Raw genomic sequence first — 12,013 nt, 5'->3', positions numbered from 1 at the left:
CATCCCCCTCTACTCCACCGTCACCGGCACCCCCATCGACACCACCACCCTCACCCCCGACTACTGGTACACCAACCTCCGCCAACCCGTCCGCTTCACCGACGCCATCCGCACCGCCCTCACCGACGGCCACACCACCTACATCGAAATCAGCCCCCACCCCGTCCTCACCACAACCATCCAGGACACCGCCGAAACCACGAACCACCCCACCCTCACCACCGGCACCCTCCGCCGCAACGAAGGCGGCCTCCGACGACTGCTCACCTCCCTCGCCGAGGTCCACGCCCACGGCGTCCCCGTCGACTGGTCAGCCCTGCTCCCCACCACCCGACGCCGACGGATCGACCTGCCCACCTACCCCTTCCAACGCGAACGCTTCTGGCTCGACGCCCCCGCACCCACCGGAGACGTCCGCACCGCCGGCCTCACCCCTGCCGACCACCCCCTGCTCAGCGCGCTCCTCGCGCTCGCAGACGACGACGAACTCGTCCTCACCGGCTCGATCTCCCTCACCACCCACCCGTGGCTCGCCGACCACGCCGTCTTCGGCGCCGCGCTCCTTCCCGGCACCGCGCTCGTCGAACTCGCTCTCCACGCCGGCGACCACGTCGGCTGCGACGTGCTCGAGGAACTCACCCTCCAGGCACCGCTGCTGCTCCCGCAGGACGGCCCCGTCCAGCTCCAGGTCCGGATCGGGTCCGCCGCCGACGACGGGCGGCGCGCCGTCTCCGTCCACTCCCGCCCGGACCGGCCCGACGCCGACGTCCCCTGGACCCGGCACGCGACCGGCGTCCTGGCGACGGGCGCCGAGCACCCGTCCTGGGACCTCGCCGCCTGGCCCCCGGCCGGCGCGGAACCCGTGGACCTCACGGACCTCTACTCCCGCCTGGCCGCCGAGGGCCTCGGCTACGGGCCCGCCTTCCGGGGCCTGCAGGCGCTCTGGCGGCAGGGGGAGGAGCTGTTCGCCGAGGTGCGGCTGCCGCGCGAGCAGCACGACGCGGCCGCGCGGTTCGGCCTGCATCCCGCCCTGCTGGACGCGGCCCTGCACGCGGCGGCGGCCGCCGCCCCCGGTGAGGTGCGGCTGCCGTTCTCGTGGAGCGGAGTCTCCCTGTACGCCACCGGCGCGACCGCCCTGCGGGTGCGCCTGTCACCGGACGGGGCCGACGCGGTCGCCCTCACGGTGGCCGACGGGAGCGGCGCGCCCGTCGCCCGGGTGGCGTCGCTGGCGAGCCGTCCGGTGGACCGCGAGCAGCTGCGGGCGGCAGACGACGACGCGGACCGGCTGCTGGCCGTGGAGTGGACCGAACTGCCCCCGTCCTCCGGGACGCCCGCCGGGCGCTGGGTGCTGCTCGGCACCGACCGCGTCGGGCTGCCCGACGACCTCCGGCTCGGGACGCACCCCGACCTGGCGGCCCTCGCCAAGGCCGTGGAGGCCGGTGCGACCGTCCCGGACGCCGTTCTGGTCACCTGCGCCGGTCCCGACGGCCCGGAGTCCGCGGACCCGTCCGCCGCCGCGCACGCCGCCGTCGCGGAGGTCCTGACGGCCACCCAGGAGTTCCTGGCGAGCGACCAGTTCGCCGCCGCCCGGCTCGTCGTTCTCACCAGCGGCGCGGTGGCCGCCGGGTCCGGCGAGAGCGTGCAGGACCTCGCCGGTGCCGCGGTCTGGGGCCTGCTGCGCTCCGCCCAGAGCGAGCACCCGGGCCGCTTCGTCCTGCTCGACCTGGACGGGCGTGCGCTGGACGGCCGTACGGCCGGGCGGCAGGGCGCCCTGGCCGCCGCGCTCGCCGGCGCCGAGCCCCAACTCGCTGCCCGGAACGGCGTCCTGCTGGCCCCCCGGCTGATCCGCGCGGCCACCGGCCGGCTGCTGGAGCCCCCGGCGGACGCGCCCCACTGGCGCCTGGACACCACCGCCAAGGGCACCCTGGAGAACCTCGCCCTCCTCCCCCACCCGGCGGCCTCCGAGCCGCTCGCGCCCGGACAGGTCCGGCTGGCCGTCCGCGCCGCCGGCATGAACTTCCGCGACGTACTGCTCGGCCTGGGCATGGTCGACCAGGACGTCATGGGCGGGGAGGCGGCCGGCGTCGTGCTGGAGACCGGGCCCGGCGTCACCGCGTTCGCGCCGGGCGACCGCGTGATGGGCATGGTGCCCGGCTCGTTCGGGCCGGTCGCCGTGGTCGACCAGCGGCTGCTCGTCCCGCTTCCCGCGCACTGGACGTTCACTGAGGGCGCCTCGGTGCCGATCGCCTTCCTGACCGCGTACTACGGCCTGGTCGACCTCGCCGGCCTCGGCGCCGGCGAGTCGGTGCTGATCCACTCGGCGACCGGCGGCGTCGGCATGGCGGCGCTCCAACTGGCCCGCCACCTGGGCGCCGAGGTGTTCGCCACGGCCGCTCCCGCCAAGTGGGAGACCCTGCGGGCGCTCGGCGTGCCGGAGGACCGGATCGCCTCCTCGCGCAGCCTCGACTTCGAGGAGCGGGTCCGCGAGGCCGCCGGTGGGCGGGGCGTCGACGTGGTCCTCAACTCCCTCGCCCACGAGTTCGTCGATGCCTCGCTGCGGCTGCTCGCGGACGGCGGGCGGTTCGTGGAGATGGGCAAGACCGACATCCGCGACGCGGCCGAGGTCGCCGCCGCCCACCCCGGCACGTCCTACCTGTGGTTCGACCTGATCGAGGCCGGCTACGACCGGATCGGCCGGATGATGGCCGAACTGATGCCGCTGTTCGAGCGCGGGGTGCTCCGTCCGGTCCCGGCCCGCACCTGGGACGTCCGGCGGGCGCTGGAGGCGTTCCGCTTCATGAGCCAGGCCCGGCACGTCGGCAAGGTGGTGCTCACCATGCCCGCCGCGCCGGGTCAGGGCGGCACCGTGCTGGACCCGGACGGCACCGTGCTGATCACCGGCGGCACGGGCGTGCTGGGCGGCCTGGTGGCGCGCCGGCTGGTCACCGACCACGGCGTGCGGCACCTGCTGCTGCTCGGCCGCCGCGGCCCCGAGGCCCCCGGTGCGGCCGAACTCGCCGCCGAGCTCACCGCGCTGGGCGCCGCCGTGACGGTCACCGCCTGCGACACGGCCGACCGTGCGGACCTCGCGCGGGTGCTCGCCGCCGTGCCGGCCGAACACCCGCTCACCGGCGTCGTCCACGCCGCGGGCGTGCTGGACGACGCGGTGATCGCCTCGCTGACCCCCGCGCAGGTCACGGCCGTGCTGCGCCCCAAGGTGGACGCCGCCTGGCACCTGCACGAGCTGACCCGGGACGCGGACCTCCGCGCCTTCGTGCTGTTCTCCTCCTCGGCAGCCGTCCTGGGCGGCCCCGGTCAGGGCAACTACGCCGCGGCCAACGCCTTCCTGGACGCGCTCGCCCGGCGTCGCCGCGCCGAGGGCCTGCCGGGCCTGTCGATCGCCTGGGGCCTGTGGGAGCGGGCCAGCGGCATGACCGGCCACCTCGAGGCCGGCGACCTGGCCCGGCTGCGGCGCTCCGGCGTGAGCCCGCTGTCCGACGCTGACGGCCTGGCGATGTTCGGCGCGGCCCTGCACTCCGACCGGGACCAGCTGGTGGCGATGAAGCTCGACGTCGCGGCCGCCCGTGCCGCCTTCCCGTCCGGTTCGGTGCCGCCGCTGCTGCGCCGACTGGTCGGTGCGGGTGCCAGGCGCGCGGCGGCGGCCGACGCGGCGGACGACGGGCCCGCCCCGGCCCTGCGGCTGACCGCCCTGCCCGAGGCCGAACGCGCCCGCGCCCTGCTGGAGTTGGTGCGCAGCAACGCGGCCGTGGTGCTCGGGCACGCCACCGACGGGGCGATCCAGCCGGACCGGGCGTTCAAGCAGCTCGGCTTCGACTCGCTGACCGCCGTCGAACTGCGCAACCGGCTCAACGCCGCGACCGGACTGCGGCTGCCGGCCACCATGGTCTTCGACCACCCGACGCCGGACGCCCTGGCCGCCTTCCTCCAGGCCGAACTGGCCCCGGCTGCATCGGGCGGCCCGGCCGGACCCGCCGGCCGTGCCGTCCCGGACGAGGAGGTCAGCCGGCTGCTGGCGACCGTCCCGCCGGCCCGGCTGCGCGCCGCCGGCCTGCTCGACGCGCTGCTGGCGCTGGCCGGCGCCGGACCCGAGGAGCCGCCGGCCGTGCCGGACGCGGACCTCGACGAGATCGACGCCATGGACGCCGACGACCTGATCGGCCTGGCCTTCGGCACCACTGACCTCTGATCGCGCTCGGACTGCGGAGAAACCCAACGATGGCTGCATCACAGGCTGCACCACAGGACCAGAGGGTGCTGGAGGCACTCCGGCTCTCGCTCAAGGAGAACAAGCGCCTCCAGCAGCAGAACCACCGGCTGGCCGAGGCCCGGCACGAGCCGATCGCGATCGTCGGCATGGCCTGCCGCTTCCCCGGCGGCGTCCACAGCCCCGAGGACCTGTGGCGCCTGGTGTCCGACGGCCGGGACGCCCTGTCCGGGTTCCCGGCCGAACGCGGCTGGGACACCGAGGAGTTGTACGACCCGGACCCGGACCGACCGGGCCGGAGCTACGTCCGGACGGGCTGCTTCGTCCAGGGCGCGGAGCTGTTCGACGCCGGGTTCTTCGGGATCAGCCCGCGCGAGGCGCTCGCCATGGACCCCCAGCAGCGGCTGCTGCTGGAGACCTCCTGGGAGGCCTTCGAACGCGCCGGCATCGACCCGGAGTCCGTCCGCGGCAGCGCGACCGGCGTGTTCGTCGGTGCCTCCCCGCTCGGCTACGCCGCCGATCCGCGCGGCGCGGAGGGAGCCGAGGGCTACCTGCTGACCGGCACCACCGTCAGCGTGGCCTCCGGTCGGCTCGCCTACGCCTTCGGGCTGGAGGGCCCGGCGGTGACGGTGGACACCGCGTGCTCCTCCTCGCTGGTGGCGCTGCACCTGGCGGCCCGGGCGCTGCGCGACGGCGAGTGCTCGATGGCGCTGGTCGGCGGCGCGGCGGTGATGGCGGCGCCGCACATGTTCATCGAGTTCAGCCGGCAGCGCGGCCTCGCCCCCGACGGGCGCTGCAAGGCCTTCGCGGGCGCGGCGGACGGCACCGCCTGGGGCGAGGGCGTCGGCGTGCTGCTGGTCGAGCGGCTCTCCGACGCCCGGCGGCTGGGCCACCCGGTGCTCGCCGTGGTCCGCGGCTCCGCGGTCAACCAGGACGGTGCCTCCAACGGCCTGACCGCGCCGAGCGGCCCGGCCCAGCAGCGGGTGATCCGCGCCGCGCTCGCGGACGCCCGGCTCACCGCCGCCGACGTGGACGCGGTGGAGGCGCACGGGACGGGCACCCGGCTCGGCGACCCGATCGAGGCGCAGGCCCTGCTGGCCACCTACGGGCAGGGCCGGCCCGCCGAACGGCCGCTCTGGCTCGGCTCGGTGAAGTCCAACATCGGCCACACCCAGCTCGCCGCGGGCGTCGCCGGCGTCATCAAGACGGTGCTGGCGCTGCGCCACGGCGTCCTGCCGGCCACCCTGCACGTCGACGAGCCGACCCCGCAGGTCGACTGGTCGCGCGGCGCGGTGGAGCTGCTGACCGAGCGGCGCGACTGGCCCGCCGTCGACCGCCCCCGGCGGGCCGGCGTCTCCTCCTTCGGCATCAGCGGCACCAACGCCCACGTGATCCTGGAGCAGCCCGTCGAGGAGGAGCCCCTCGACGGGCAGCCCGCCGTGGAGCAGCCCGCCGTGGAGCAGCCCGCCGTGGAGCAGCCCGCCCCCGCGGTGCCGGCCGCGACCCCGTGGCTGCTGTCGGCGCGCAGCCCCGAGGCGCTGCGCGCCCAGGCCGGCCGGCTGGCCGACGCCGTGGCCGCCGCGCCGCAGTGGCCCACCGCGGACGTCGCGTGGACGCTGGCCACCGCCCGCGCCGGCCTCGACCACCGGGCGGTGGTACTCGGGACGGACCGCGCGGAACTGCTCGCCGGCCTCGAGGCGCTGCGCCGGGCCGACGACGCCCCGGGCCTGTTCCGGGGCCAGGCGGCGCGCACCGGCAGGCTGGCCTTCCTGTTCACCGGCCAGGGCGCCCAGCGGGCCGGCGCCGGCCGCGAACTGTACCGGCGCTTCCCGGTGTTCGCGGCCGAGCTGGACCGGGTGTGCGACCTGCTGGCGGAGCGCAGCGGCCTGCCGGTCCGCGAGGTGCTGCTCGCCGAGGAGGGGTCGCCCGAGGCGGCCCGGCTGGACGGGACGGCGTTCGCCCAGGCCGCCCTGTTCGCGCTGGAGGTGGCGCTGTTCCGGCTGGCCGAGTCCTGGGGGCTGCGGCCGGACTTCGTGCTCGGGCACTCGGTCGGGGAACTCGCGGCCGCCCACGTCGCCGGGGTGTTCTCGCTGGAGGACGCGGTCACGGCGGTGGCCGCCCGCGGCCGCCTGATGCAGCAGCTGCCCGCCGGCGGCGCGATGGTGGCGGTGGAGGCGACGGAGCCGGAGGTGGCCGTCCTGCTGGCGGACCACGCCGGCCGGGCCGGCATCGCCGCCGTCAACGGCGTCCGCTCCGTCGTGGTCTCCGGCGAGGAGGAGGCGGTCGCGTCGGTCGCCGAGCGGCTCGGCGCGCAGGGCCGCCGGACGAAGCGGCTGGCCGTCAGCCACGCCTTCCACTCGGCCCGCATGGAGGACATGCTCGCGCCGTTCCGCGCGGTGCTCGACGGCCTGACGCTGCACGAACCGACCGTCCCGGTGGTCTCCAACCTGACCGGCCGGCCGGTGGCCGCCGAGCTGATCCGCACCCCGGAGTACTGGGTGCGGCACGTGCGCGAGGCCGTGCGCTTCCACGACGGCGTGCGGCACCTGCTCGACCGGGGCGTCACGACCTTCCTGGAACTCGGCCCCGACGGTGTGCTGTCCGCCATGGCCCGGCAGTGCGCGGGGGACGCGGCCGGTGACGTCGTGGCGGTGCCGCTGCTGCGCCGGGGCCGTCCGGAGCCGGACACGGTGCTCGCCGCGGTCGCCCAGGCGCACGTGCGGGGGGCCCGGGTGGACTGGCCCGCGCTCCTCACCGCGCTCCACGGCCCGGCCGGCCGCCGGCTGGACCTGCCGACGTACGCGTTCCAGGGCGAGCGGTACTGGCTGGACGCGGCCGGCGGCGCCCCCGCCGATCCGGCCGGGCTCGGCGTGACGAGCGCCGGGCACCCTCTGCTCGGCGCCGCCGTCACCCCGGCCGAGGGCGGTGGGCTGATCCTCACCGGCCGGCTGTCGCCCCGTTCGCACCGCTGGCTCGCCGACCACGTGGTGCTGGGCAGCACGGTGGTGCCCGGCACCGCGTACCTGGAACTGGCCCTGCACGCGGCGCGGTCGGTCGGCTGCACCACGGTCGAGGAGCTGGACCAGGAGGCGCCGCTGATCCTCACCGGGACCGGGACGGCCCAGCTGCAGGTGGTGGTCGGCGCGGCCGACGCGACGGGCCGGCGACCGATCGGCGTGTACGCCCGCCCGGACGAGGCGGCGGAGTGGACCCGGCACGCGGGCGGCACGCTGTCCGCCACAACCGGCGAAACCGGCTGGCAGCCGGCCGGCGACTGGCCGCCTCGCGGCGCCGAGCCGGTGGACCTCGACGGCTTCTACCCCTCCGTCGCCCGGGACGGTTTCGACTACGGCCCGTCGTTCCGCGGGCTGCGGGCGATGTGGCGCGCCGGCGACGAGGTGTACGGCGAGGTCGCCCTCCCGGAGCCGGAGCGGGGCCGGGCGGACGGCTACGGCGTCCACCCCGCCCTGCTGGACGCCGCGCTGCACGCGGGGCTGGTCGGGAACACCGGGGAGCAGGTCCTGCTGCCGTTCGCCTGGAACGACGTGCGGCTGCACCGCCCCGGCGCCGCGGTGCTGCGCCTGCGGCTGGCCCCGGCCGGGCCGGACGCGATGTCCCTGGACGTGGCCGACGAGGCCGGCGCACCGGTCGCCTCGGTCGGTGCGCTGCGGGCCCGGCCGGTCTCGGTCGACCAGTTGCGCGCGGCGGCCCGGGCCGGGCTCGGCGACGCCCTGTTCCGCGTCGCGTGGGAGCCCGTCCCGGCGGTCGAGGCGGCCCGGGGCCGCTGGGCGGTGCTCGGGGACGGGTCCGCCTTCCCCGGCCTCGACCGCCATCCGGACCTGGCGGCGCTCGGCGAGGCCGTCGCCGCGGGGCTGCCGGCCCCGGACGCGGTCGTCCTGCCCCTGCCGGACACCACCGGCGAGCTCCCCCCGGCCGTGCGCGCGGCCCTGCGCCGGACCTGGTCCGCGCTGACGGCGTGGGCGGCGGACGACCGTTTCGCGGGCTCCCGGCTGGTCCTGGTGACGCGCGGTGCGGTGGCCGCCGGGCCGGCGGACGCCGACGGCCAGGCAGATGCCGACGGCCCGGCCCCCGGCCGCGCGGCCGCCGACGTCCCGAACCTCGCCCACGCCCCGCTGTGGGGCCTCGTCCGGGCCGCCCAGGCCGAGCACCCGGGCCGCTTCGTCCTGCTCGACCTGGAGGGCGACTCCGACCCGACCGCCGCGCTGGCCCCGGCGGCCGCCGGTGACGAACCGCAGCTCGCCCTGCGCGCCGGCACCCTGCTGGCACCGCGCCTGGTGCGCGCCCGCCCGGCGACGGCCGCCGCGAGCTCCACGGCCGCCACGAGCTCCGCGGTCTCTGCGGCCGCGCCGGCCCGGGCCGGCGCAGCTCTGGACCCGGACGGCACAGCCCTGGACCCGGCCGGCACGGTGCTGATCACCGGCGGCACCGGCGCGCTCGGCGCACTGCTCGCCCGGCACCTGGTCACCACGTACGGGGTGCGCCACCTGCTGCTGCTCGGCCGCCGCGGCCCCGAGGCCCCGGGCGCGGCCGAACTCGTCGCCGACCTCACCGCCTTGGGCGCCACCGTGACGGTGACCGCCTGCGACGCCGCGGACCGGGAGGCACTCGCGGCAGTGCTCGCCGCCGTCCCGGCCGACCACCCCCTGACCGCCGTCGTCCACACCGCCGGCGTGGCCGCGGACGGCGCCCTGGCCTCGCTCACCGAGGAACGCTTCGAAGCCGCGCTCCGCCCCAAGGCCGACGCCGCCTGGCACCTGCACGAACTCACCCGGGACAGCGGCCTCGCCGCCTTCGTGCTGTTCTCCTCCGCGACGGCCACCCTCGGCGGCGCCGGCCAGGGCGGCTACGCGGCGGCGAACGCCTTCCTCGACGCCCTCGCCCAGCACCGCGCCGCGCGGGGCCTGCCCACCCGGTCGCTGGCCTGGGGCCTGTGGCAGCAGGACCGCGGCATGGCGGGCGCCCTCGACGAGGCCGTGCTCGGCCGGATGCGGCGCTCGGGCGTGCTCCCGCTCAGCCCGCAGGACGGCCTGGCGCTGTTCGACACCGCGCTCGCCGGGGCGGACCCGACCGCACTGCCGGTCCGGCTGGACCCGGCCGCGCTGCGCCAGGCCGGCCCGGACCTCCCGCCGCTGCTGCGCGGGCTGGCCGGCCCGGCCGCAGCGCCCGCCCACCGGCCGGAGGCCGGCGCGGCGGACGCCCTCAGGCAGCGCCTCGCCGGACTGTCCGAGGCGGAGCGCGCCCGGGCCCTGCTGGACCTGGTGCGCGGTCAGGTCGCCCTGGTGCTGGGCCACTCGGCGCCGACCGCGGTCGAGGCGGACCGGGTGTTCGGCGAACTCGGCTTCGACTCGCTGACGGCCGTCGAACTGCGCAACCGCCTGACCGCCGTCTCGGGTCTCCGCCTGCCGGCCACCCTCGTCTTCGACTACCCGACGGCCGCGGAACTCGCCCGCTACCTGGACGCGGAACTCCCGCGCGAGGAGGCCTCCTCGGCCGCTCCGGTGCTCGCGGAGCTGGACCGCCTCGAAGCCGCCCTGGCCGAGGTCGGCGCCGACCACCCCGAGCGGGCGCGGATCGCCGACCGGCTGCGGGCGGTGGCCGACCGGTGGAGCCGCCGGAACGGGCCGGAGGACGACCGGTCCCCCGGTGCCGGGCTGGAGTTGGACTCCGCCGACGACGACGAGGTCTTCGACTTCATCACCAACGAACTCGGCATCTCCTGACTCCTCCGGCCGGCACCACCGCCGACCAGTCGTCCTGTTCCCGTCCCATCCGAAGGGGTTGCGCCACTGTGGCCAGCGAGACCGAGGACAAGCTCCGCTACTTCCTCAAGCGGGTGACCGCAGACCTCCAGGAGACCCGCCGCCGGCTCCAGGAGTCGGAGTCCGTCGCGGGCGAGCCGATCGCGATCGTCGGCATGGCCTGCCGCTACCCCGGCGGCGCCGACTCCGCCGAGCGGCTGTGGCAGCTCGTCGCGGACGGCCGGGACGCCGTCTCGCCGTTCCCCACCGACCGGGGCTGGGACGTGGAGGCGCTGTACGACCCCGACCCCGACCGCACCGGCCACACCTACGCCCGCGAGGGCGGCTTCGTGGACGGCGCGGACGGCTTCGACGCCGGGTTCTTCGGCATCGGCCCGCGCGAGGCACTGGCGATGGACCCGCAGCAGCGGCTGCTGCTGGAGACCTCCTGGGAGGCCTTCGAGCGGGCCGGCATCGCCCCGGAGTCGCTGCGCGGCAGCCGGACCGGCGTCTTCATGGGCGCCGGGCAGGTCGACTACGCGGCGCTCGCCCAGCGGGCGACGGAGAGCCTGGAGGGATACCTGCTCTCGGGCGGCGCGGCCAGCGTCCTCTCGGGCCGGCTGTCCTACGTGTTCGGCCTGGAGGGGCCGGCGATCACGGTGGACACGGCGTGCTCCTCCTCGCTGGTCGCCCTGCACCTGGCCTGCCAGTCGCTGCGCCGGGGCGAGTGCTCGACGGCGCTCGCGGGCGGGGCGGCGGTGATGGCCGCGCCCGGCATGTTCGTCGAGTTCAGCCGGCAGCGCGGCCTCGCCCCCGACGGGCGCTGCAAGGCCTTCGCGGCCGCCGCCGACGGCACCGGCTGGGGCGAGGGCGTCGGTGTCCTGCTGCTGGAGCGGCTCTCCGACGCGCGGCGCAACGGCCACCGGGTCCTCGCGGTGGTGCGCGGCTCGGCCGTCAACCAGGACGGCGCCTCCAACGGGCTCACCGCGCCGAACGGGCCGTCACAGCAGCGGGTGATCCGCGCCGCCCTCGCCGACGCCCGGCTCACCGCCGCCGACGTGGACGCGGTCGAGGCGCACGGCACCGGGACGACACTCGGCGACCCGATCGAGGCGCAGGCCCTGATCGCCACCTACGGCAAGGAGCGGCCCGGGCCCGAGCCGCTGTGGCTCGGATCCGTGAAGTCCAACATCGGCCACACCCAGGCGGCGGCGGGAGCCGCCGGGGTGATCAAGATGGTGATGGCGATGCGGCACGGCGTGCTGCCGCCCACCCTGCACGTGGACCAGCCCACCCCGCACGTCGACTGGTCCGCCGGCGCGGTGGAACTGCTGACGGAGGCCCGGGAGTGGCCGCAGGTGGACGGGCGCCCGCGACGGGCTGGTGTCTCGGCCTTCGGCGCGAGCGGGACGAACGCGCACGTGATCCTGGAGGAGGCGCCACCGGTCGAGGCCGAACAGACCGAGCAGCCTGAGCAGGCCGCGTTCACGGCGCCCTCGCCCGTCGTGCCCTGGGTCATCTCCGCCCGCACCCCCGCCGCCCTGCGCGCCCACGCCGCCCAACTCGCCACCTACCTCCACGACCACCCCGACACCGACCTGCGCGCCGCCGGCCACACCCTCCTCACCACCCGCACCACCCACGACCACCGCGCCGTCGCCCTCGGCCGAAACCACGAAGAACTCCTCACCAGCCTCACCACCATCGCCGACGACACCACCCCCACCAGCGTCGGCGCCTTCGAGCGACCGGTGTTCGTCTTCCCCGGCCAGGGCTCCCAATGGGCCGGCATGGGCGCCGAACTCCTCGACACCTCCCCCGCCTTCGCGGACTCCATCGCCCGCTGCCAAACCGCCCTCGACCCCTACATCGACTGGTCCCTCACCGACGCCCTACGCGGCCACCTCGACCTCACCCGCGTCGACATCGTCCAACCCACCCTCTTCGCGACCATGGTCGCCCTCGCCGAGCTCTGGCAATCCCTCGGCATCCACCCCACCGCCGTCATCGGCCACTCCCAAGGCGAAAT

3 protein-coding genes are annotated in these 12,013 nt (G+C 76.9%); all 3 read left to right on the top strand.

What is annotated here, in order from left to right; translation table 11 throughout:
• A partial coding sequence (locus tag ABT247_RS26210) for an SDR family NAD(P)-dependent oxidoreductase (protein WP_350746716.1) occupies positions 1-4,207 on the top strand: 4,207 nt, incomplete at its 5' end.
• A gap of 29 nt (positions 4,208-4,236) precedes the next feature.
• Positions 4,237-9,966: a type I polyketide synthase gene (locus ABT247_RS26205; protein WP_502892507.1), complete on the top strand. Its 5,730-nt coding sequence runs from the start codon at positions 4,237-4,239 to the stop codon at positions 9,964-9,966.
• Between the two features lie 68 nt (positions 9,967-10,034).
• Positions 10,035-12,013 (top strand): type I polyketide synthase (locus tag ABT247_RS26200; RefSeq protein ID WP_350746710.1); only part of this gene is annotated, 1,979 nt, incomplete at its 3' end.

Origin of the sequence: Kitasatospora sp. NPDC001539 (assembly GCF_040298565.1) — a bacterium.
Taxonomy (GTDB): domain Bacteria; phylum Actinomycetota; class Actinomycetes; order Streptomycetales; family Streptomycetaceae; genus Kitasatospora.
Note: the sequence above shows the minus strand (reverse complement) of the source record. Positions and strands in the feature narration are given on the sequence as shown.

What these genes read in the sequence shown, in the direction of transcription:
- ABT247_RS26205 (WP_502892507.1), top strand. Translation starts at nt 4,237, where the DNA reads ATGGCTGCATCACAGGCTGCACCACAGGACCAGAGGGTGCTGGAGGCA.